The 20,796-nt window shown below is 66.1% G+C and carries 21 protein-coding genes; 15 read left to right on the top strand and 6 right to left on the bottom strand.

The genetic code is table 11. The annotated features are described in order from the left end of the window. Positions 1 to 11: 11 nt before the first annotated feature. Positions 12 to 869 (bottom strand): LysR substrate-binding domain-containing protein, encoded by an 858-nt coding sequence (locus CTR55_RS12335; RefSeq protein WP_296286425.1) that lies wholly within the window; start codon positions 867 to 869, stop codon positions 12 to 14. A gap of 111 nt (positions 870 to 980) precedes the next feature. On the opposite strand from CTR55_RS12335, the gene phnD reads away from it, so the two are divergent. The 7 genes from phnD to phnX all read left to right on the top strand — a co-directional run bounded on the left by phnD (position 981) and on the right by phnX (position 8,026). Then, positions 981 to 1,853 (top strand): phosphonate ABC transporter substrate-binding protein, encoded by an 873-nt coding sequence (gene phnD / locus CTR55_RS12330; RefSeq protein WP_296286424.1) that lies wholly within the window; start codon positions 981 to 983, stop codon positions 1,851 to 1,853. Next, a complete protein-coding gene (gene phnC / locus CTR55_RS12325) occupies positions 1,850 to 2,650 on the top strand; it encodes a phosphonate ABC transporter ATP-binding protein (protein ID WP_296286422.1) in 801 nt (266 codons plus the stop codon). Before phnD ends, phnC begins: the two co-directional genes overlap by 4 nt. Continuing rightward, the gene (phnE, locus tag CTR55_RS12320; protein WP_296286420.1) at positions 2,647 to 3,465 is read left to right on the top strand and encodes a phosphonate ABC transporter, permease protein PhnE; all 819 of its coding nucleotides are present in this window, start codon (positions 2,647 to 2,649) and stop codon (positions 3,463 to 3,465) included. The genes phnC and phnE overlap by 4 nt, the downstream gene beginning before the upstream one ends. 229 nt (positions 3,466 to 3,694) lie before the next feature. Next, a complete protein-coding gene (gene psrA / locus CTR55_RS12315) occupies positions 3,695 to 4,783 on the top strand; it encodes an iron-containing alcohol dehydrogenase PsrA (RefSeq protein ID WP_296286419.1) in 1,089 nt (362 codons plus the stop codon). Between the two features lie 110 nt (positions 4,784 to 4,893). Beyond that, entirely contained in the window at positions 4,894 to 6,189 is a 1,296-nt protein-coding gene (locus CTR55_RS12310; RefSeq protein WP_296286418.1) for an MFS transporter, read from the top strand. Positions 6,190 to 6,245: 56 nt separating this feature from the next. Then, a complete protein-coding gene (locus tag CTR55_RS12305; protein ID WP_296286417.1) occupies positions 6,246 to 7,106 on the top strand; it encodes a LysR substrate-binding domain-containing protein in 861 nt (286 codons plus the stop codon). A 92-nt stretch (positions 7,107 to 7,198) separates the two neighbouring features. Next, positions 7,199 to 8,026: a phosphonoacetaldehyde hydrolase gene (phnX, locus tag CTR55_RS12300; protein ID WP_296286416.1), complete on the top strand. Its 828-nt coding sequence runs from the start codon at positions 7,199 to 7,201 to the stop codon at positions 8,024 to 8,026. A gap of 231 nt (positions 8,027 to 8,257) precedes the next feature. Here the strand turns inward: phnX and CTR55_RS12295 are convergent, their stop codons facing one another. After that, on the bottom strand, positions 8,258 to 8,548 hold the full coding sequence (locus CTR55_RS12295; RefSeq protein WP_296286414.1) for a DUF6021 family protein: 291 nt from the start codon (positions 8,546 to 8,548) through the stop codon (positions 8,258 to 8,260). 194 nt (positions 8,549 to 8,742) lie between these two features. Here CTR55_RS12295 and CTR55_RS12290 point away from each other — a divergent pair, with 194 nt between their 5' ends. Then, positions 8,743 to 10,029 carry an OprD family porin gene (locus CTR55_RS12290; RefSeq protein ID WP_296286412.1) on the top strand — a complete coding sequence of 429 codons (1,287 nt, stop codon included), beginning with the start codon at positions 8,743 to 8,745 and terminating at the stop codon, positions 10,027 to 10,029. 325 nt (positions 10,030 to 10,354) lie between these two features. Here CTR55_RS12290 and CTR55_RS12285 read toward each other — a convergent pair whose 3' ends face one another. Next, complete coding sequence (locus tag CTR55_RS12285) at positions 10,355 to 10,477, bottom strand: hypothetical protein (protein ID WP_296286410.1); 123 nt, start codon at positions 10,475 to 10,477, stop codon at positions 10,355 to 10,357. Between the two features lie 718 nt (positions 10,478 to 11,195). Between CTR55_RS12285 and CTR55_RS12280 the strand changes: the two genes are divergently transcribed. Both CTR55_RS12280 and CTR55_RS12275 read left to right on the top strand, forming a co-directional pair. Then, on the top strand, positions 11,196 to 11,477 hold the full coding sequence (locus CTR55_RS12280) for a hypothetical protein (RefSeq protein ID WP_296286409.1): 282 nt from the start codon (positions 11,196 to 11,198) through the stop codon (positions 11,475 to 11,477). Continuing rightward, positions 11,474 to 11,968, top strand: a complete 495-nt coding sequence (locus CTR55_RS12275; RefSeq protein ID WP_296286407.1) for a hypothetical protein — start codon at positions 11,474 to 11,476, stop codon at positions 11,966 to 11,968. The genes CTR55_RS12280 and CTR55_RS12275 overlap by 4 nt, the downstream gene beginning before the upstream one ends. 122 nt (positions 11,969 to 12,090) lie before the next feature. Here the strand turns inward: CTR55_RS12275 and CTR55_RS12270 are convergent, their stop codons facing one another. Together CTR55_RS12270 and CTR55_RS12265 are read right to left on the bottom strand one after the other, a co-directional pair. Further along, a complete protein-coding gene (locus CTR55_RS12270; protein WP_296286405.1) occupies positions 12,091 to 12,777 on the bottom strand; it encodes a hydrolase in 687 nt (228 codons plus the stop codon). 97 nt (positions 12,778 to 12,874) lie between these two features. Continuing rightward, complete coding sequence (locus tag CTR55_RS12265) at positions 12,875 to 13,741, bottom strand: pirin family protein (RefSeq protein ID WP_296286403.1); 867 nt, start codon at positions 13,739 to 13,741, stop codon at positions 12,875 to 12,877. Between the two features lie 101 nt (positions 13,742 to 13,842). Between CTR55_RS12265 and CTR55_RS12260 the strand changes: the two genes are divergently transcribed. The 3 genes from CTR55_RS12260 to CTR55_RS12250 all read left to right on the top strand — a co-directional run bounded on the left by CTR55_RS12260 (position 13,843) and on the right by CTR55_RS12250 (position 16,028). Continuing rightward, positions 13,843 to 14,748 carry a LysR family transcriptional regulator gene (locus CTR55_RS12260; RefSeq protein ID WP_296286402.1) on the top strand — a complete coding sequence of 302 codons (906 nt, stop codon included), beginning with the start codon at positions 13,843 to 13,845 and terminating at the stop codon, positions 14,746 to 14,748. Positions 14,749 to 14,993: 245 nt separating this feature from the next. After that, a complete protein-coding gene (locus tag CTR55_RS12255) occupies positions 14,994 to 15,368 on the top strand; it encodes an NUDIX domain-containing protein (RefSeq protein ID WP_296286400.1) in 375 nt (124 codons plus the stop codon). 72 nt (positions 15,369 to 15,440) lie between these two features. Next, positions 15,441 to 16,028, top strand: a complete 588-nt coding sequence (locus tag CTR55_RS12250) for a hypothetical protein (protein ID WP_296286399.1) — start codon at positions 15,441 to 15,443, stop codon at positions 16,026 to 16,028. On the opposite strand, the gene CTR55_RS12245 is transcribed toward CTR55_RS12250, so the two are convergent. Continuing rightward, the gene (locus CTR55_RS12245) at positions 16,015 to 16,659 is read right to left on the bottom strand and encodes a histidine phosphatase family protein (protein ID WP_296286397.1); all 645 of its coding nucleotides are present in this window, start codon (positions 16,657 to 16,659) and stop codon (positions 16,015 to 16,017) included. The two genes, CTR55_RS12250 and CTR55_RS12245, sit on opposite strands and share 14 nt — an antisense overlap. Positions 16,660 to 16,957: 298 nt before the next feature. Between CTR55_RS12245 and CTR55_RS12240 the strand changes: the two genes are divergently transcribed. Together CTR55_RS12240 and aceE are read left to right on the top strand one after the other, a co-directional pair. After that, the gene (locus CTR55_RS12240; RefSeq protein WP_296286395.1) at positions 16,958 to 17,938 is read left to right on the top strand and encodes a diguanylate cyclase; all 981 of its coding nucleotides are present in this window, start codon (positions 16,958 to 16,960) and stop codon (positions 17,936 to 17,938) included. Positions 17,939 to 18,138: 200 nt separating this feature from the next. Beyond that, positions 18,139 to 20,787 (top strand): pyruvate dehydrogenase (acetyl-transferring), homodimeric type, encoded by a 2,649-nt coding sequence (gene aceE, locus CTR55_RS12235; RefSeq protein WP_296286394.1) that lies wholly within the window; start codon positions 18,139 to 18,141, stop codon positions 20,785 to 20,787. The last annotated feature ends 9 nt before the right edge of the window (positions 20,788 to 20,796 follow it).

Genomic DNA, 20,796 nt, shown 5'->3' with positions numbered 1-20,796 from the left:
CGGCTGCTGTGCTATTGCGCGAGCGAGCGCAGGAAGGAGGCGATCACCTGGCTGCTGCGGCGCTCGGCGAGGTAGTACAGGTAGGTCTCGGTGCACACCGGGTCGCCGCTGATGCGGATGGCCTTCAGGCGCGGGTCGGCGATGTACTCCGCCTCGGACACCACGCCGATGCCGATGCCGCGAATCGCCGCCTCGCGCAGGGCCTCGCGGCTGCCGATCTCCATGGCGATGCGCGGCGTGACATCGGCCTTGTCCAGCTCGCGCTCCAGCGCCACGCGGGTGGTCGAGCCCTGCTCGCGGCGCAGCAGCGGCTGGCCCTGCAAGGCTTGCAGGCGAACTTCATCGTGGCGCGCGAACGGGTGGTTGACGTGGGCGAAGAGGATCACCGGGTGCCGCGCGTACAGCTGCGCGACGAAGGCCGGGTCATCATGCAGCCCGGCTAGCACGCCGACGTCGGTGACGTAGTTTTCCAGGTCGGCCAGCACCGAGGCAGAGTTGCCAATGCGGATCGATACGTCGATCTGCGGGTAGTCGCGGCGGTACAGGTCGACCATCTCGATCACATGGAACGGCCCCACTGCGCCGACCTTCAGTTGGCCGCGATTGAGCTGGCCGGAATCGCGCAGCAGGTTGCTCGCCTCGGCTTCGAGCATCGACATCTGCTGGGCGATGGGCAGCAGCGCGCGGCCCACGGCGGTCAGCTCGATGCGCCGGCCACGGCGATGGAACAGCTCGACGTTGAACTCCCGCTCCAGGCCCTGGATCTGCGTGGTCGCCGTCGGTTGGCTGAGGCCGATGGCCCGTGCCCCCGCGCTGAAGCTGGCGTGGCGGGCCACGGCGAGGAAAGTACGCAGGCGGGCGGTCGACATCCATAGCTCCTATCAATGGTTTTGTGCTCGAACCCATATTGATTTGATGGCGTGACTGTCACATGACAGCCCTAGCTTTGGCGCTACCGAACACAACCTCCGGGTAACGCCATGACTTCGCTGACCAGACTGTTCCGCTTCGCCGTGCTGCCGCTCGCCTTCGCCGCTGCCCTGCTGCCGACCGCCCAGGCGCAGGACGCTCTCACCATTGGCCTGATCCCCTCCGAGGATTCCCAGGCCATGATCAAGAGCAGCCAGCTGGTGCTCGACCAGTTGCAGCAGCGCCTGGGCATGCCGGTGAAGCCCTTCGTCGCCACCGACTACAACGGCGTGATCGAAGCGCTGCGCGCCGGCAAGCTGGACGTCGCCTACCTCGGCCCATTCTCCTACGTGCTGGCGAACAAGGTCGCCGGTGCCGACGCCTTCGCCGTGGCGGTGACCAAGAAGACCGGCACCAGCGCCTACCACAGCCTGATCATCGCCCGGAAGGACAGCGGCATCCGCAGCCTGGACGACCTCAAGGGCCATACCTTCGCCTTCGTCGACCCCAGCTCGGCCTCCGGGCACCTGTTCCCCAAGGCGGGCCTGGAGCAATCCGGGCATGACCCGAAGGCGCTGTTCTCGGGGGTGATCTTCTCCGGCTCCCACGACGCCAGCATCCTCGCCGTGGAGAACCGCAAGGTGGACGCCGCCGCCGTGGCCGACCGCATCCTCGCCGGCGCCATCAGCGCGGGCCAGGTGCAGCAGGACGACTTCCAGGTCGTCTGGAAATCCGACGACATTCCCGAATCGCCCATGGTCTGGCGCAAGAACCTCGACCCGGAATTGCAGCAGAAACTGCTTGCCGCGTTCGCCTCGATCAAGGACGTACCGTGGGGCGACCAGGGCATGCTCAATGGCTTCCAGCCCACCAACGACGCCGCCTACAACGTCGTGCGCGACACCGCCAAGGTGCTCGACCTCGACCTGCGGAGCCTGAAATGATCCGTGTCGCCCAACTGACCAAAGGCTACGGCGACAACCCGGTGCTGCGCGGGATCGACCTGCGCATCGAGGCCGGCGAGTTCGTGGTGATCCTCGGTCAGTCCGGCGCCGGCAAGTCCACCCTGCTGCGCTGCATGAACCGCCTGGCCCAGGCCGACGGCGGCGAATTGCAGGTGGCCGCCGTCGATGCCATGCAGGCGCGCGATACCCGCGAGCTGCGGCGCCGGGTGGCGATGATCTTCCAGCACCACAACGTGGTGCCGCGCCTGTCGGTGCTGAAGAACGTGCTCACCGGGCGGCTGGGCTGCGTCGGTACCCTCGCCTCGGTGCTGCAATTGTTCAGCCGCGAGGACGTCGCGCTGGCCCGCGAATGCCTGCGCCGCGTGGAGCTGGAACACAAGGCCGAAGCCCGCACCGATTCGCTCTCCGGCGGGCAGATGCAGCGTGTGGGCATCGCCCGTGCGCTGGCCCAGCGGCCGCAGGTGATCCTCGCCGACGAGCCGGTGGCGAGCCTCGACCCGAAGACCGCGCAACTGGTCATGCACTACCTGCGCGAGGCCACCCGCACCCTGGGCATCACCGTGGTGTGCAACCTGCACCAGGTGGACCTGGCGCGAGAGTTTGGCGATCGCATCGTCGGCCTGGCCAACGGCTGCGTGGTCTTCGACGGCAGTGCGGAGCAACTGGATGACTCCGCACTACGACGGATTTACCAGCAACGCCCGAGCAGCGAGGCAACCGCCTACCAGACGGCCGCCCGCTCGGTCTACGCCAGCGAAACAGGAGCCGGAGCATGAACCTGCGCCGCCACCACTGGATGGTCGAAACGCCGCACACCAAACGCGGCTGGCTGACCACCGGCGCCGCCGTGCTGGCGGTGCTCTACCTGCTGCACTGGAGCGCCGAGGGCGCGCAACTGAGCTGGAGCGAACTGGCCAGCGGCCTGCCGCAGATCGGCGACTTCCTCAGCCGCTCGCTGCCGCCGGACCTGAGCATCCTGCCGAGCCTCTGGCGCCCGGCGCTGGAGACCCTGCAGATTGCCCTCTGGGGCACCCTGCTGGGCATCGTGTTCGCCGTTCCGCTGGGCTTCCTCGCCGCGCGCAACCTGCACGGCAACCGCTGGCTGTACCTCGCCACGCGTCAGTTGCTCAACGTCATCCGCAGCATCAACGAGCTGATCCTCGCCCTGGTGTTCGTTTCCGCCGTGGGCCTGGGGCCCTTCCCCGGCGTGCTGGCCCTGGCGCTGCACGGCGTGGGCATGCTCGGCAAGTTCTTCGCCGAGAGCATCGAGGAGATCGACCAGGGCCCCATCGAGGCACTGCAAGCCACCGGCGCGCGGCCCTTGCAGGTGATCGCCTTCGGTGTGCTGCCGCAGGTAATTACCGCGTGGATCGCCGTGGTGCTCTACCGCTTCGAGGTCAACCTGCGCTCGGCCACGGTGCTGGGCATGGTCGGCGCCGGCGGCCTGGGCTTCGAGCTGGTCAGCAGCCTGAAGCTGTTCAAGTACCAGGAGACCGCCACCTGCATCGTCGTCATCACCGTCATGGTGGTGCTCGCCGACCTGCTCTCCAACCGCCTGCGCCACGCCATCCAGGGGAAGGGGCGGCACTGACCGCACCCGCTATCGGTTTCAGATCAGCCCCTTCTCACTTCCGCCACAACCTCCTGCCGCGTGCGTCTTCCGGGCGCGCGCCGGGCAGGCGCACGCCTGGAGTTTTCCGAAGATGCCCGCCCCCGCTGTTATCGGTCAGGCCGATGCCCACCTGCGATCAATCGATTGGAACGAAACCGAAGAGGCACCGAGCATGGCCGCACGTTCAAACAACAATAAGGAACTGCCCATGCCTGCCCGATTCCATAATCCGGTCGCCACCGTTTTCGGCGGCGGCAGCCTGGACCGCATCGCCGACCTCTGCGAAGGCAAGGTCGCCCTGGTGACCTTCCCCGAAGCCGCGCAACTGGGGCTGATCGACCGCGTCCGCAGCCTGCTCGGCGAGCGCCTCGCCTACGTCATCGACGACGTGCAACCCAACCCCGACGTGGCCTGGCTGCGCGATGTGCACGAGCGTTTCTGGCGTGACGCAGCCGATTGCAGCACCGTCTTCGCCCTCGGCGGCGGCAGCGCCATCGACACCGCCAAGGCGCTGCTCGTCGGCACCGCGTCCGGGCAGTTCGACGAACTGCTCGACCTGCTGGCCACCGGCAAACCCTTCGCCCCGGCGCGGCACAAAACACTCATTGCCGCGCCGACCACCGCCGGCACCGGCAGCGAGGTCACGCCCTGGGCGACCATTTGGGACGCCCAGCGGCAGAAAAAGTATTCCCTGCACCTGGACTGCACCTGGCCCAAGGTCGCGCTGATCGACCCGGACCTGATGCTCAGCGTGCCCGCCGGGGTGACGGTTTCCACCGGGCTGGACGCGCTGTCCCACGCGCTGGAGTCGATCTGGAACCACAACGCCAACCCGATCTCCGACACCTTCGCCGTGTCCGCCATCGAGGACATCCTCGACTGCCTGCCGCGCCTGCAGCAGGACCTGGGCAACCGCGAACTGCGCTCGCGCATGGCGCTGGCCGCGCTGAAGGCCGGCATGGCCTTCTCCAACACCAAGACCGCGCTGGCGCACTCCATCTCCTACGAGATGACCCTGCGCCACGGCCTGCCCCACGGCATCGCCTGCTCCTTCACCCTGCCACTGGTGCTGGGCCTGGCCTGGGGCCGCGATGCCGACCGCGACCGCATTCTGCAGCGCGTCTTCGGCAATGACCTTGCCGGCGCGCAGAAGCGCCTGTGTGAATTCCTCCATCGCCTCGGGGTCAAGACCGAGTTCGGCGACTACGGCGTGACTGCCACCGAAGCCGAAGCGATGATCGACTTCGCCATGCAGGGTGCCCGCGGCCGCAATTTCATCGGCTCGCAAGCCGCCTGAGGCCGTCCCTCACCGGGCGGCCCCGGCGGCCGCCTTTTCCTGTTGCACCAACAAGAGTGCCGACACGCCGAGCCTTGCTCCGGCGCGAGCGAACAAGAAGGAAAACCACCATGAACCGTGCACAAACCCTGTCTGGGCCTGTCTCCGCCGTCACCCCGTTTCGCCTCGCCCAGTGGCGCATGCTGCTGGCGGCCATGTTCTGCTACCTGTTCTTCTACACCGGCCGCCAGACTTTCGGCTTCGCCATCCCCGGCATCCAGGCCGAGTTCGGCCTGAGCAAGGAAACCCTCGGCTGGGCCTCCAGTGCCATGCTGTGGATGTACGCCATCGGCCAGGCGATCAACGGCAACCTCGCCGACAAGTTCGGCGGCCGGCGCATCATGAGCATCGGCGCGGCGCTGTCCTGCGCGGCCAACTGGGTCACCAGCTTCGCCGGCGGCTTCGGCAGCCTGATCCTGCCCTGGGGCATCAACGGCTACTTCCAGGCCCTGGGCTGGGCGCCGGGCAGCCGCCTGCTGTCGAACTGGTGGAGCGCCGCCGAGCGCGGCAGGGTCTACGGCTTCTATGTGTTCGCCGCCGGCTGCGCCTCGGTGCTGTCCTACGTCACCTCGGTGGTGGTCATCGACGTGTTGCACCTGGAGTGGCGCTGGATCTTCCGCCTGCCGGTACTACTGATGCTGGCCGGTGGCATCGTGTTCTACCTGGTCGCCCGCGAACGCCCGCAGGACCTGGGCTTCGAGCCGCTGACCGACACCGGCGTGGCGAATGCCGAGGACCGCGCCAGCGAAGCTGCCCACGGCGAGGAAGAGACCTCGACGCAACGCTACCTCGCCGTGCTGAAAAACCCGCGCCTGCTGGTCGCTGCGCTGTCGCTGGGCTTCCAGAACGCCGCGCGCTACGGGTTGATCGTCTGGGTGCCGGTGCACTTCCTCGGTGCCGACTGGCAGAAGGGCCAGAGCTTCATCGACCCGAAGTGGATCACCATCGCCCTGCCCGTCGGCATGGCCGTGGGCGCACTGAGCAACGGCTGGGTGTCCGATCGCCTGTTCGGCAGCAAGCGCTACCGCGCTATCGTGCTCTACATGGTGCTGGGCGCCCTCACCAGCCTGTGGATGTGGAGCCTGCCGGCGCACAGCGGCGTCGGCCTGCTCGCGCTGTTCCTCTGCGGCTTCTTCGTCTACGGCCCGGCGTCGAGCTTCTGGGCGCTCTGCCCGGACCTGGTCGGCGCGCGCCGCGCCGGCACCGCCACCGGGATCATGAACTTCTCCTCCTACCTCTTTGCGGGTCTGGCCGAACCCCTGATCGGTCGCATGCTCGACACGACCGGCAATACTTCACTGATCTTCATCGTGGTCACCACGGCCTGCGTGTGCAGCGCAGTGGTCGCCCTGTTCGTCCGGCGCTGAGGGCACGGCCATGCGGCAAGCCCTCGTGCCAGACACCCGCCAGATAAAGAGAAGCCATGTACCAGTACCACAAGTGGTTGCGCTCCTTTCACGCGGTGGCCCGCACCGGCAGCTTCACCCAGGCCGCGGCGCTGCTGAGCGTCGGCCAGCCGACCATCAGCGAGCAGGTCAGCGGGCTGGAGAAGCGCTTTTCGGTGGAGCTGTTCCACCGTCGCGGCCGCTTCATCGAGCTGAGCCCGGCCGGGCAGCAGCTCTACGCGATCACCCAGGGCCTGTTCGGCCAGGAGGACGAAGCCTTGCAACTGCTGCAGAGCTTCCAGCAGCGCAAGCAGGGCATGCTGCGCCTCGGCGCTGTGTCGCCGCCGATCGCCATGAGCCTGACCTATTCGCTGATGCAGCGTTACCCGGACATCGAGCTGGAGACCTCCTTCACCAGCGAGGCCGGCACCCTGGAGCGGCTGTACAACTTCGACATCGACGTGGCGATCCTCGCCCTCTCCGAGTTCGACCAGCGCCTCAGCACGCAGCTCTACCGCACCTGCCCGATCCTCGCGGTAGTACGCGACGACCACCCCTGGGCAGAGCAGGAATCGGTCAGCGTGCAGGAGATCGCGAAGGAGCGCGTGGTACTGCGCGAGCCGGCCTCGCGCACCCGCCAGCTGGTGGAGGAAGGCTGTCGCCAGCACGGCGTGGAGCTGGACTGCGCGATGCAGCTGAACAGCCGCGAGGCGATCGTGCATGCGGTGGTGCACGGCATCGGCGTGGGCTTCGTCTCGGCGGTGGAGTACGCCGACCGGCCGGGCACGCGCTCCATCGCCTTCGCCGAGGACCCGTTCCACATCAGCTACTACCTGTGCTGCCTGGGCATCCGCCGCAAGCGGCCGATCATCGCCGAGCTGTTCGACACCACGGCCTGATCTTCACCGCGAACACCCCTTGAACCCGCGAGCCCGCCATGTCGCCGGGCGGGCCGCACTCAGCCTGAATTTATCCTCACTGGAGTATCGCCATGCATTACCAGCAACCCCAGCAACTGCAAGCCGCCATCCTCGACTGGGCCGGCACCGTGGTCGACTTCGGCTCCTTCGCGCCGACCCAGATCTTCGTCGAGGCCTTCGCCGAGTTCGGCGTGCAGGTCAGTCTGGAAGAAGCCCGTGGCCCGATGGGCATGGGCAAGTGGGACCACATCCGCACCCTGTGCGACATCCCGGCCATCGGCGAACGCTACCGCGCCGCTTTCGGCCACCTGCCCACCGACGATGACGTCACCGCCATCTACGAGCGCTTCATGCCGCTGCAGATCGAGAAGATCGCCGAGCATTCGGCGCTGATTCCCGGCGCGCTGGACGCCATCGCCACCCTGCGCAAAGGCGGGCTGAAGATCGGCTCCTGCTCCGGCTACCCGGCCGTGGTAATGGAGAAGGTCGTCGCCCTGGCCAAAACCAACGGCTACGTCGCCGACCATGTGGTGGCGACCGATGAAGTGCCCAACGGCCGCCCGCACCCGGCACAGGCGCTGGCCAACGTGATCGCCCTGGGCATCAACGACGTGGCGGCCTGCGTGAAGGTCGACGACACCTGGCCGGGCATCCTCGAAGGCCGCAGCGCCGGTATGTGGACCGTGGCGCTGACCTGCTCGGGCAACGCCCTGGGCCTGACCTACGAGCAGTACCAGGCGCTGCCGGCGCACCAGCTGGAGCAGGAGCGCCAACGCATCGGCCAGATGTTCGAAGGCTCGCGCCCGCACTACCTGATCGACACCATCGCCGAGCTGCCGGCAGTGATTGCCGACATCAATGCGCGCCTGGCGCGGGGGGAAATGCCGCAGGGTAGCTGATCCGCACGGCCTAGGCTGGCGGCGCTCCGATCTACTTTTCGTAGGAGCGAGCTTGCTCGCGAACCCGGCCCCGCATCGTGGGTTGTTCGCGAGCAAGCTCGCTCCTACAAGGTCGTGCCACGTACGGTGCAATGGTGCCGGCTGAAGCGAAGGTGCCCCCACGCCGATCAGTCCCCTCTCCCGCTTGCGGAGCGGGGCGCGCAGCCAGGGTTAGGGTGAGGGGCCGTTGCTCTAGTGCTCCGAATACGGCGGATACTTGTCCCCCGGCACGCGCCGCTGGCCCTGCGGGTCCGGGCCATCCTGCGGTACATGGGGCGGGTGCGGCGGGTCGATCTGCGGGTCGGCGAGGTCCGGCGAATCCGGGTCGAAACCCAGCTCGGGATCCACATGGCGCGAGTCGCCCGGTGGGCCCTGACGCTGCGGGTAGCCCGGCAGCCCGCGCTTGTCACCGGGGCCGGACTGGGTTGGCCAACGTTCGGGCGCAACGCCCGGGCGCTCGCTGATTTCACCATGGCCTTTCATGCTCACCTCCAGCGGTTCGGGGAATCGCATGACAGTGGACGCGGGGCGGCGCCGAAGGTTTCAGCCGATTGTCCGACGGTAACGCCGGTGGATACGCCCAGGCGAAAACCCGCGATCTAGACCATGGTCGCAAAGACCCGGCCGCCCATCTGTGACACCTTCGCGCGCTTTTTTAGCGCCCCCGGAGTCACCCCATGCCCTCGCCCCTCTCCTCCAGCCCGCTCGCCCGCCTGAGCGCCCTCGCCCTGCTCGGAGGCATCGCCGCCCCGGCCAGCGCCGACTTCCTGGAGGACAGCAGCGCGCGCCTGGAATCGCGCACCTTCTACTTCAATCGCGACTTCCGCGACGGCAGCTCGTCCAACCCGCAGGGCGCTTCCAAGCGCGAGGAAACCGCGCAGGGCTTCATCCTCAATGTGCAGTCGGGCTACACCGAAGGCACCGTCGGTTTCGGCGTCGACGCCCTGGCCATGCTCGGCGTCAAGCTCGACTCCAGCCCCGCCGACAGCAACAGCGGCCTGCTGCCCTCCAGCGGCCACGACCCGCGCCACTCCGAAGACCAGTACGCCAAGGCCGGCGTCACCGGCAAGCTGCGTGTCTCGCACACGCAGTTCAAATACGGCGCCCTGCTGCCGGACATGCCGCTGCTCAAGTACAACGACGGCCGCCTGCTGCCGAACATGTTCCACGGCGCGCAACTGACCAGCGAGGAAATCGCCCACCTCAAGCTCACCGCCACCCGCCTGGAACGCTACACCGCGCGCGACTCCACCGACGCCCAGGACGTGCGCCTGAACTGCAAGAACAAGCGCTACGCCTGCGACACCACCGGCAACCGCTTCGATTCCTACCAGGCCGACTACCAGGTCAGCGACCAACTCCTGCTGCAATACGCCCAGGGCGGGCTGGAAAACGTCTACCGCCAGCGCTACGTCGGCCTCGTCGGCAAGCAGGCGGTGGGCGCCGGCAAGGTCACCGCCGACCTGCGCTGGTTCGATAGCGACGACGACGGCTCGGCCCGCGCCGGCGAGATCGACAACCGCGCGCTGAGCCTGCTGCTGTCCTACGCCCAGGGCGGCCACATCCTCAGCGCCGGCTGGCAGCGCATGAGCGGCGACAGCTCCATGCCCTACCTCGATGGCAGCAACCCGTACCTGGCCAACTACGTGCAGGTGAACGACTTCGCCAACGCCCAGGAGCGCTCCTGGCAACTGCGCTACGACTTCGACCTGCGCAGCGTCGGCGTGCCCGGCCTGAGCTTCATGACCCGCTACGTCAACGGCGACCACATCGCCCTGGCCAATGGCGACGAGGGCAAGGAGTGGGAGCGCGACGTGGAGTTCAAGTACGTGATCCAGGCCGGCACCTTCAAGGACCTCAGCCTGCGCCTGCGTAACGCCACCTACCGCACCAACTACGAACAGTCGGCGCGGGATGTGGATGAGGTACGACTGATCGCCAGCTACAACTTCTCGATTCTCTGAGGCGGGCAGAGTGCAAGCGGCGGGCCTCGTGCAGCCGCTTCAGACGGACTGCAAGCCCCGAAAGTCGACGAAGATCGAGATCACGTGGAGGACGAGGAAGAGAACCGCGATACAGAAGTTGACGCGCCGTCGACTGAGAAACGCGATGACCGGCAGCACGATGACGCCCCAGCATCATCAGCCCCCACCCGTTCAGGAAATGGTCGCCCCAGTACTCGATCGATTTCAGGAAGTCTTCCAGGAAGTAAACACTCAGGAAGATCAGCGCCCAATGCCCATGGGACTCGAACACTTCCTGGTGCATCGGGATAAGTCCATTCGCGGACTAACTCCTTGAGGTCGCGCGCGAGCGCAGGGTCGCCGCCACGGCGGTCAGCAGCCGCGTGACACCCAGGCCGGTCAGCATGCCGAAGATGACGGCTAGCCATTGGAATTCGGAACCGGACATTGGCAGGCACACTCCTCGCACACAGGGTTGTAATGAAGGGCGCGGATGCTAATCCCGGCGGATGCCGGCAGGCTTTGGCAGAAGCCGGGATGACCGGCGAGATCGCGAAATTGCGGTGTACATCCTGTGGCAGCCGACCCTGTCGGTGATGCACTTGTAGACAGCACCGGGGCGGAATCCGCTCTGACCGGGAAACACCGATGTGCAGCGCCCGTCTGTCGGGCAAGGTTCGCGAGCAAGCTCGCTCCTACAGGTACAAGGCGCGATCAGCCCTACGTATTGGGGAAAGGGATGAGACCCGTTTCATTCTGTCGGCAATGTCCTGCCGTTGCATCGCAGCCATCAACCGAAATGTCCCACGGCCCATTAGCCTTGCGGGCCTACAAGCGCCGTCCCTAGCCTTGTTCCGCCGCAGCGTTATCGCGGTCGGGCGTAGGAACCCGGGATTTAAGGATCAAGGTACGGCAACTCTGTAGTCACGATGCGGGCGAAATCCGCCTTACACATTCGTGCGTCTATGGCGGCCGTGCAGGGAGGCTTCGGCCTACCGGTCCCTTGGTCCCGGCATTCCTACCCTTGCACGGTCCGCCTCTCTCCCCGTAGGAAGGTTGATTGGCGGCTTCTTGATCCTTAGACCAAGTAGTGGCTGACATGAACTATCCCCCTTTCTCCCCCGCGCACCACCACACCCCGCGCCACACCTCCCCGGAGGTACCCCATGCGTGAATTCCTCCCCGTCCCCCTCACCGGCCAGTTCGGCGAGGAAGTCCTCTTCATCAACGCCCTGGCCCCCGCCGCACACCTGCGTGAAGCGGCCCTGCGCCGCCTGACGGCAGTCGAAGACCTCCTGCGACTGATGGAAGACGACAACGATCGTGGCCTCCTGCACGCCACCTCCCGCTTCGCCTCCGCCCTCGCCCCACTGGCCAGCGAAGCCCGCCAACTCTATGAGCTGGCCCTGGAGCGCCCCGGCTACAAAGCGGGGCCCGCAGACCGATGAGCGCCGCCACCGATTCGGCCACGACCCATTACAGCGCCGCCATGCAGGCCATCGACTCGATGCGCCCGCTCCTGCGGCAATACCGCGACCCTCATCTCCTGGCACTGCTCGCCAGCGTGCAGGACCACCTCGAGAGCGGCTTCTGGCTGGCTCACTTGCAGGTACTGAGCAACATTCGGGAAATCCCCGCAACGCCCTACTGCCGGCGTATCCCCCTGACACCGACACAGGCCTACCATCTCGACCTGCTGCGCATCGGCATGCTCGAGGCGCAGAACAGCCTGGCTCCGGACAACCAGGCCGCGCCATGGAATGCATTGTTCAACGCGCGCCTGCGCTTCCCGGCGGGCAAGAAGCGCGCCTGCTTCGAGGCAGGCTTTCTGATCCGCTTCTTCCAGTTGTTACAGGAGGCGCGGCATGGCGTGCCGCAGTGGTCGCTCGGCAAGCAGGGCATTACGCCGGGCGTGCGCCACTATCGCTATCCGAAATGAATCGCCGAGCCGCCGCAGGCAACTCCCCTGCGGCGGTCCGGGTCTTGTCGAGACAGGCGTAGGGCTTGCTCATGGCAGGTCGTTATTGCAGGGAAAGCCCGGCCGGAGCCGGGCAAGCGGACTCAGCGCTGGGAGTCCAGCACTTCGTGCTCGGTCACCACCTGCTGGGCCTTGGTGTAGCTTTCGATCAGCAGGCGATAGTGCGGGAAGATCAGGCTGTAGGCTTCGGCCCACTGCGCGGCGTCGGGGCGGTTCCAGGTGCGCTGGATTTCCGAAGCCACGGCGGCGGTGTCCATGGGCACCACGCCGGCCTGGACGACGCGGGCCAGGGTGATTTCCTGCGCGGCTTTGGAATAGGTGCCGGAAGCATCGATCACGGCGAATACCCGGTAGCCGGCGTTGACCGCGGCAATCGCCGGGAAGGCCATGCACACGCTGGTGATGGTGCCGGCAATGACCAGGGTCTTCTTGCCGGTGGCTTGCACGGCAGCTACGAATTCGGGGTTGTCCCAGGCGTTGATCTCGCCTTTACGCGCCACGTATGTCGCGTGTGGCGCCGCCTCATGGATCTCGGGGATCAGCGGGCCGTTGGGGCCCTGTGGCACCGAGGCGGTGGTGATCACCGGGATCTTCGCCAGGGTGGCGATCCTGGCCAGGGTGATGGCGTTGTTGCGCAGCTCGGTCATGGGCATGTCCTTGACCGTCTGGAACAGGCCACTCTGGTGGTCGATGAGCAGCATGGCGGTGTCGTCGGGGTCGATCACCGGACGCTGGCCGTTGAAGTTGGCAATCTGAGAAAAGTTGCTCATGTCGAGTTCTCCTGGGAGGGCATCCAGCCCGCGTGACCCGCGCTCCCTGCGCAGGTGTTCATCCAGCCCAGGCGACGCCTGAGTCCGGGGTGTGAGATCAGCGGGTCATCTGTCCGAAACGTCCGTGCTGAACGTCGTCGATGGCCTGCCGGATTTCGCTTTCGCTGTTCATCACGAAGGGGCCGTAGCCAACGATGGGCTCGTTCAGCGGCTCGCCGCTGAGCAGCAGCACCAGGGCGTCGCTCTCGGCTTCGAGCAGCAGGCTGTCGCCGCGCCGGTCGAACAGCGCCAACTGGCCTTCGCGCAGCGCTTCACCACTGCCCAGCCGGACATTGCCGCGCAGCACCACCAGGGCGGTGTTGCGCCCGGCCTTGACGGCCAGTTCCAGCGGGTGGCCCGGTTGCAGGCGCAGGTCCCAGACATCCAGCGGGCTGAAGGTGTGGGCCGGGCCGGCATGGCCGGCGTAGTCACCGGCGATCACCCGCAGGCTGCCGGCGCCATCGGCCAGGTCGATGCGCGGTATGTCGCCGGCCAGCAGCGTCTGGTAGGCCGGCGCGGTGCGCTTGTGGCGTGCCGGCAGGTTCACCCAGAGCTGGGCCATGTGCAGGTTGCCGCCATCGCGGGCGAAGTCCGGCGAGTGGTATTCCTCGTGGAGGATGCCGTCACCCGCGGTCATCCACTGCACGTCGCCGGGGCCGATGCGGCCACCACCGCCGCTGGAGTCGCGGTGCTCCAGTTCACCTTCGTAGACCAGGGTCACGGTCTCGAACCCTCGGTGCGGATGCTGGCCGACACCACGGCGCGCCGTGCTGGGGCCGAAGGCGTGGGGGCCGGCGTGATCGAGCAGCAGGAAGGGGCTGAGGTGCTCGCCCAGGCTGTCGTAGGAAAACAGTGTGCGAACCGGAAAACCGTCGCCAACCCAGTGCGGCCGGGCGGCGCTGTAAATGCCAAGAATCTGTTTCATGGGGTGCCTCCTGTAGTGCATGGAGGCAAAGATACGGGCGCAACAATTGCGGCGGTAGACGGCAAAAACTACTATCAGTGTTCCACATGAGGAACACCGAAATGGACGATCTCAACGACCTCTACTACTTCGCCCAGGTGGTGGAGCACGGCGGCTTCACCCCGGCCGGCCGCGCCCTGGACCAGCCGAAGTCGAAACTCAGCCGGCGCATCGCCGCGCTGGAGGAACGCCTGGGTGTACGCCTGATCCAGCGTTCGACGCGGCATTTCTCGGTGACCGAGATCGGCCAGGTGTTCTACCGGCACTGCGTGGCGATGCTGGTGGAAGCGGCGGCCGCCACCGAGGCCATCGAGCAGCACCGCTCGGAGCCGCGCGGGGTAGTGAACCTGAGTTGCCCTACGGCGCTGCTGAACTTCTGGGTCGGCCCGATGCTGGCGCGCTTCATGGTGCAGTACCCGCTGGTGGAGCTGCATGTGCAGAGCACCAACCGCCAGGTGGACCTGATCCAGGAAGGTATCGATATCGCCCTGCGGGTACGCTTTCCGCCGCTGGAAAGCAGCGACCTGGTGATGAAGGTGCTGGGCGAAAGCCGCCAAAGGGTGGTGGGGACCCCGGCGCTACGCGAGCGCCTGCCGACACGGCCGACGCCCGCGGATGTGGCAGCGCTGCCGACGCTGCACTGGGGCGCCGTACAGCGCGAGTATCTCTGGCAACTGGACGGCCCCAAGGGCGCGAGTGCGCAGGTGCGCCATCGGCCGCGAATGGTCACCGACGATCTGGTTGCCCTGCGTCAGGCGGCGCTTGCGGGCGCTGGCGCGGTGCACATACCCGCCGTGGTGGTGTGCGATGACCTGAACAACGGCCAACTGGTGAACCTGCTGCCGGACTGGGCACCGCGGACCGGCGTGGTCCACGCAGTATTTCCCTCGCGACGCGGCCTGCTGCCATCGGTACGAACCTTGTTGGATTTTCTCAGCGAGGAGTTCGAGAAAAGCGACATGTCCTGAACCCTCCAACCAGGTATCCCGCAGGTGCAGCAGAAAGATCGCACGTCAGAAAAGCGGCCTGGCCGATCCAGATACCAGTGAGTCGGAAATCTGAATCAGTGAATTGGGATTCCCCTTACAGACACGTCCGACAACAAATCCTTACCATTTGTCGACATTGTGTTCGTAACCACTTCATCCAACTTGAGTTTTCCGGTAGTTGTCTATGCTTGCCAAGGTAACTGTTTTGTCGCGGAGGTGTCGCCATGGGTAAGTCGCTGAAGGAACGCGCGACCGTTATCTGCCGCCTCGACGACAAGATCCTCTTCGTGCGCAAGTCCAAGTCGAAGTGGAACCTTCCCGGCGGCCGCATCGAGGCCGACGAACGCCCCGGCCAGGCCGCCATTCGCGAGCTGATCGAGGAAACCGGGCTGGCCATCGAGCAGATGAACTACGTGGCGCCGCTGGAGCTGTACCAGACGCTGCACTACGTATTCGAGACGCCGGTCGACCCGGCGCAACAGCCCACCCCGCAGAACGAAATTGCCGACTGCCGCTGGTTCGCCCCCGAAGAGCTGGAGCGTCGCCGCGTGAACAAGTCGGTGCGCCGCCTGTTGCGTACCTGCCTGAAGGCCGGCTGACGGGCTGACGGACGGCGCGGATCAAGGTATCTTCAGCGCCTTCCTACAACGCTCGCTCAGGATTCAGCCTCAATGCTTCGCGCCGCCCTACTCTGCGCCACTGCGCTTTTCACCACTGCGATGGGCTCCAGCCAGGCCTTCGCCCAAGTCGAGGTGAAGCCGGTGCAGCATTCCAAGGTTGGCGAGGTGCTGGCGGTCCGCATCAGCGAGGACATTGCTCCAGGCGACTACGAGCGTCTGTTCAAGGGGCTGCTGGCCAACCCCGGCAAGTTCGCGCGCAAGGTGGCGTTGCTGGACAGCATCGGTGGCAGCGCGGCGGAGTCGATCAAGATGGGCCGCCTGCTGCGCGAATCCGGCTTCGAGACGCTGGTGCCGACCAACAGTGTCTGCCAGGGCTCCTGTGTCTACCTGCTGGCCGCCGGCAAGCACCGCACGGTGCGCGGCTACGTCGGGCTGCATCGCCCGTACTACCCCGCTGGGGATTCGTCCCAGGCGGCGGGCAGCTACAACGCCCGCACCTACTTGCGCGACATGGACATCCCGCTGGAACTGGCCGACACCATGCAGGGCATCGACCCGCAGCGCATGCGCGTGCTGACTCCGCAGGAGTTGCAGCGCTACCGCCTGGGCGCCACACCCAGTCAGATCAGCGCTCGCTGACGTTCAGCGGCCACTGGTCCGCGTCGAGGTAGCCGAGCAGACGCGGCGGCTGGTCCTGCTCACTGAGCACGAAGAGCGTCGACGTGTAGTCAGGTGTCGCCGGGTCTTTCACGCTCACCGAATGTTCGAGGTCCTCGATGCATTCGCTGTGGGTCACCAGGATCAGGTTGCGGTGCGCAACCTTGTGCTGAAGGGCCCGGCTGAGCATCGAGCCTTCGCAGTTGTACAACCACTCCTGCTCTTGCGGGGCCTGGCCGAACATCGAGGTGGCGGTCTGCACGGCGCGGATCTGTTCGCTGCTGAGGATGTCGGCGTTGGCCAGGCCCAGCGCGGCGAAATCCTGGCCGATTTCACGGGCGTTCTCGCCTCCCCGCACGGTGATGCCATCGACGTTGCCCATGCAGGGCGCGCTGGAGCGGTCGCAACGCTCGGCATGGCGCACCAGCACGATCAGGTCGCCCCGCTGCCAGTGTGCGCGCAGCTCCGCCTGGCGCTGGGCGTCTCCCACCAAAGGCGTGGGCCGCGAGAAGTCCAGCGGCAGGAAGCCACTCAGCAGGGCGATGACAGGCACGATCGCCAGCAACGACAGCCAGCCGCGGGACAGTGAATGGAGGAACTTCGGGATGGGCATAGGTCCGGCCGTACTACAGGAATGAGGTCCGCTATCCGTTTCCCTCCTGGAAAGGAGAGAGGCCCGACCCATCCCTGGGATGTCCATCGCACTGCGGGGTTGTCAGATGGCGGGCATGCAAACCCTATCCCCGGATTCGTGAAGATCCCGTTATGAATTACTGAAGAATCCGTATCTGTGAAGTACGACCGTTTGTCACCGCGCCGCTTTCCGTGAGGCGGTGTGGCGCAATCGGTCGGTTTGGCTTCATCGCTTTCGTGGTAGAAACACGGCACAGTGCCATTAGTGGAACGCCGCCATGCCGTACGACGCCTCCCCGGAAAATCCCGTCTACCAGACCCTGCTCGAATCCACCCGCGCCATTCCGTGGAAGATCGACTGGAAAACCATGACCTTCGCCTACATCGGCCCGCAGATCGAAGCGCTGCTGGGCTGGAGCCAGGCCAGTTGGGCTAGCGCCAACGACTGGGCTGAACGCATGCACCCGGAAGACCGTGAGCGCGTGGTGGACTTCTGCGTGACGCAGTCCCGCGAAGGCACCGACCATGAGGCCGACTACCGCGCCCTCACCTCTTCCGGCGACTACGTGTGGATTCGCGATGTGGTGCATGTGGTGCGTGACGACAACGGCGAGGTGGAGTCGCTGGTGGGCTTCATGTTCGACATCAGCGAGCGCAAGCGCGCGGAGGAGCAACTGATCCTGCTGCAACGCCAACTGGAGGAGTACTCCTACAAGGACGGCCTGACCGGCGTGGCCAACCGGCGCATGTTCGATTCGGTGCTGGATACCGAATGGGGCAGTGCCCAGCGCAGCGGCCAGCCGCTGTCACTGGTGCTGCTGGATATCGACTACTTCAAGCAGTTCAACGATCACTACGGGCACATCCAGGGCGACGACTGCCTGCGCACCGTGGGCAAGGCCCTGGCCGGCGCCCTGCACCGCCCACGGGACTTCATCGCACGTTTCGGCGGCGAGGAGTTCGTGTTGGTGCTGCCGGAGACGGACAGCGAGGCCGCCCGTCAGATCGCCGAACGCTGCCGCGGCGTACTGCGCGAGCAGCAGGTCGCCCACGCGAAGTCAGCCATCTCCGAGCGGCTGACCATCAGCCTGGGTGTCGGCACCGCCGTGCCGGCCGCCAGCGACCGCCCGCTGGACTTCGTCGCGGCGGTCGACCGTCTGCTCTACCAGGCCAAGCAGTCCGGTCGTGACCGGCTGGTGGCGGCGCAGTGGAGCCGCGGCGATGACCTGAGACGCGACTCGGTGCGCGGCAAACCCTGATGGAGCCCACTGCGACGTCCTGACACGACGAGCCGGGCAGGCGCCTGCGTCAGAGCTGTCTAAGCTCTATAGCCACACGCGCGTGCCGGCGGCAGCGCGGTGGCCTCACGAGGGTTGCCGCCCACTGCGCCAAATCGAATGAGTACCTGGCCCGGAGCCGGCATTGCGTAGAGCCGACCCCGTAACCAGGATCTCTGACCATGCACGATATCGACCCCGTCGAAACCCAGGAATGGCTGGACGCGCTGGAATCCGTACTGGAAAAAGAAGGCGAAGAGCGCGCCCACTACCTGATGACTCGCCTCGGCGAGCTGGCCAGCCGAACCGGCACGCAATTGCCCTACGCCATCACCACGCCCTACCGCAACACCATCCCGGTGGGCCACGAGGCCCGTATGCCGGGCGACCTGTTCATGGAGCGACGCATCCGCTCACTGGTACGCTGGAACGCACTGGCCATGGTGATGCGCGCCAACCACAAGGACCCGTCGCTGGGCGGGCACATCTCCACCTTCGCCTCTTCGGCGACCCTCTACGACATCGGTTTCAACTACTTCTTCAACGGCCCCACCGAGGAGCACGCCGGTGACCTGATCTACTTCCAGGGCCACGCTTGCCCCGGCATCTACGCCCGCGCCTACATCGAAGGCCTGCTGACCGACGAGCAACTGGTGAACTTCCGCCAGGAGGTGGACGGCAAGGGCATCCCCTCCTATCCGCACCCCCGGCTGATGCCGCACTTCTGGCAGTTCCCCACGGTGTCCATGGGGCTTGGGCCGATCCAGGCGATCTACCAGGCGCGCTTCATGAAGTACCTGGAGAGCCGCGGCTTCATTCCCGCCGGCAAGCAGAAGGTCTGGTGCTTCCTCGGCGATGGCGAAACCGATGAGCCGGAATCCCTCGGTGCAATTTCACTGGCCGGGCGCGAGAAGCTCGACAACCTGATCTTCGTGGTGAACTGCAACCTGCAGCGCCTGGATGGCCCGGTGCGCGGCAACGGCAAGATCATCCAGGAGCTGGAGGGCGTATTCCGCGGCGCCAACTGGAACGTGATCAAGGTGCTCTGGGGTCGCTTCTGGGACCCGCTGTTCGCCAAGGATACTGCCGGCCTGATGCAGGCGCGGATGGACGCGGCGGTGGACGGCGACTATCAGAACTACAAGGCCAAGGACGGTGCCTACGTCCGCGAGCACTTCTTCGGCACGCGGCCGGAACTGCTGGAAATGGTCAAGGACCTCTCCGACGAGGAAATCTGGAAGCTCAACCGCGGCGGCCACGACCCGTACAAGGTCTACGCGGCCTACCACGCAGCGGTGCACCACAAGGGCCAGCCCAGCGTGGTGCTGGCCAAGACCATCAAGGGCTATGGCACCGGCACGGGCGAAGCGAAGAACATCGCGCACAACATCCACGAGATCGATGTGGAGAGCCTGCGCGCCTTCCGCGACCGCTTCGACATCCCGATCAAGGATGCGGACCTTGCCAAGCTGCCCTTCTATCGGCCCGAGGAGGGCAGCGCGGAGGCGCGTTACCTGAAGGAGCGCCGTTCTACCCTGGGCGGTTTCATGCCCCACCGCCACGGCAACAGCCAGCGCATCCCGGCTCCGCCACTGGAGACGCTCAAGGCGCTGCTGGACGGCTCCGGCGACCGGGAGATTTCCACCACCATGGCCTTCGTGCGGATCCTCTCGCAGCTGGTCAAAGACAAGGAGCTGGGCCAGCGCATCGTGCCGATCATCCCCGATGAGGCCCGCACCTTCGGCATGGAAGGCATGTTCCGCCAGCTCGGCATCTATTCCTCGGTGGGCCAGCTGTACGAGCCGGTCGACAAGGAACAACTGATGTTCTACCGCGAGGACAAGAAGGGCCAGATCCTCGAAGAGGGCATCACCGAGGCCGGCGCCATGTCGTCCTTCATCGCCGCCGGCACGGCGTACAGCAACTACCGCCAACCGATGCTGCCGTTCTTCATCTTCTACTCGATGTTCGGCTTCCAGCGCATCGGCGACCTCGCCTGGGCGGCCGGCGACAGCCTGACGCGTGGCTTCCTGCTGGGCGGCACCGCCGGACGCACCACGCTCAACGGCGAGGGCTTGCAGCACGAGGACGGCCAGAGCCATGTGCTGGCCTCGGTCATCCCCAACTGCCGCACCTATGACCCGACCTACTCCTACGAGCTGGCGGTGATCATCCAGGAAGGCGTGCGGCAGATGATGGAAGAGCAGCAGGAGGTCTTCTACTACATCACCGTGATGAACGAGAACTACCCTCACCCGCCGCTGCCCAAGGGCGCCGAGACCGGCATCATCAAAGGCATGTACCTGCTCTTCGAGGACCTCCGCGCTGCCGCGCACCATGTGCAGTTGCTCGGCTCCGGCACCATCCTGCGTGAGGTCGAGGCAGCGGCGAAGATCCTGCGCGAGGACTTCGGCATCGGTGCCGACGTCTGGTCGGTGCCCAGCTTCAACGAACTGCGCCGCGATGGCCTGGCCGTGGAGCGCTGGAACCGCCTGCACCCTGGGCAGAAGCCGCGACAGAGCTACGTCGAAGAATGCCTGTCCGGACGCAAGGGACCGGTGGTCGCCTCGACCGACTACATGAAGGTCTACGCCGAACAGATTCGCCAATGGGTGCCGACCAAGGAATACAAGGTGCTGGGCACCGACGGCTTCGGCCGCAGCGACACCCGCGCCAAGCTGCGCCACTTCTTCGAGGTAGACCGTCACTGGGTGGTGCTCGCCGCGCTGGAAGCCCTGGCGGACCGTGGCGACATCGAGCCGAAGGTGGTGGCCGAGGCCATCGCGAAGTTCGACCTCGACCCGGAAAAACCCAACCCGCTGGACTGCTGAGGAGAGGCA

Origin of the sequence: Pseudomonas sp., assembly GCF_002796985.1 — a bacterium.
Lineage (GTDB): Bacteria > Pseudomonadota > Gammaproteobacteria > Pseudomonadales > Pseudomonadaceae > Pseudomonas.
The sequence above is the reverse complement of the archived record's forward strand: the minus strand, read 5'-3'. Positions and strand labels throughout refer to the sequence as shown.

Bases quoted from the DNA above. Each gene is read 5' to 3' on its own strand.
- CTR55_RS12265 (WP_296286403.1), bottom strand. From the start codon at position 13,741: ATGAAACAGATTCTTGGCATTTACAGCGCCGCCCGGCCGCACTGGGTT.
- CTR55_RS12335 (WP_296286425.1), bottom strand. From the start codon at position 869: ATGTCGACCGCCCGCCTGCGTACTTTCCTCGCCGTGGCCCGCCACGCC.
- phnD (WP_296286424.1), top strand. From the start codon at position 981: ATGACTTCGCTGACCAGACTGTTCCGCTTCGCCGTGCTGCCGCTCGCC.
- CTR55_RS12270 (WP_296286405.1), bottom strand. From the start codon at position 12,777: ATGAGCAACTTTTCTCAGATTGCCAACTTCAACGGCCAGCGTCCGGTG.
- CTR55_RS12275 (WP_296286407.1), top strand. From the start codon at position 11,474: ATGAGCGCCGCCACCGATTCGGCCACGACCCATTACAGCGCCGCCATG.
- CTR55_RS12305 (WP_296286417.1), top strand. From the start codon at position 6,246: ATGTACCAGTACCACAAGTGGTTGCGCTCCTTTCACGCGGTGGCCCGC.
- CTR55_RS12245 (WP_296286397.1), bottom strand. From the start codon at position 16,659: ATGCCCATCCCGAAGTTCCTCCATTCACTGTCCCGCGGCTGGCTGTCG.
- phnE (WP_296286420.1), top strand. From the start codon at position 2,647: ATGAACCTGCGCCGCCACCACTGGATGGTCGAAACGCCGCACACCAAA.
- aceE (WP_296286394.1), top strand. From the start codon at position 18,139: ATGCACGATATCGACCCCGTCGAAACCCAGGAATGGCTGGACGCGCTG.
- CTR55_RS12280 (WP_296286409.1), top strand. From the start codon at position 11,196: ATGCGTGAATTCCTCCCCGTCCCCCTCACCGGCCAGTTCGGCGAGGAA.
- CTR55_RS12285 (WP_296286410.1), bottom strand. From the start codon at position 10,477: ATGTCCGGTTCCGAATTCCAATGGCTAGCCGTCATCTTCGGCATGCTG.
- CTR55_RS12255 (WP_296286400.1), top strand. From the start codon at position 14,994: ATGGGTAAGTCGCTGAAGGAACGCGCGACCGTTATCTGCCGCCTCGAC.
- CTR55_RS12290 (WP_296286412.1), top strand. From the start codon at position 8,743: ATGCCCTCGCCCCTCTCCTCCAGCCCGCTCGCCCGCCTGAGCGCCCTC.
- CTR55_RS12250 (WP_296286399.1), top strand. From the start codon at position 15,441: ATGCTTCGCGCCGCCCTACTCTGCGCCACTGCGCTTTTCACCACTGCG.
- CTR55_RS12260 (WP_296286402.1), top strand. From the start codon at position 13,843: ATGGACGATCTCAACGACCTCTACTACTTCGCCCAGGTGGTGGAGCAC.
- phnC (WP_296286422.1), top strand. From the start codon at position 1,850: ATGATCCGTGTCGCCCAACTGACCAAAGGCTACGGCGACAACCCGGTG.
- CTR55_RS12295 (WP_296286414.1), bottom strand. From the start codon at position 8,548: ATGAAAGGCCATGGTGAAATCAGCGAGCGCCCGGGCGTTGCGCCCGAA.
- psrA (WP_296286419.1), top strand. From the start codon at position 3,695: ATGCCTGCCCGATTCCATAATCCGGTCGCCACCGTTTTCGGCGGCGGC.
- phnX (WP_296286416.1), top strand. From the start codon at position 7,199: ATGCATTACCAGCAACCCCAGCAACTGCAAGCCGCCATCCTCGACTGG.
- CTR55_RS12310 (WP_296286418.1), top strand. From the start codon at position 4,894: ATGAACCGTGCACAAACCCTGTCTGGGCCTGTCTCCGCCGTCACCCCG.
- CTR55_RS12240 (WP_296286395.1), top strand. From the start codon at position 16,958: ATGCCGTACGACGCCTCCCCGGAAAATCCCGTCTACCAGACCCTGCTC.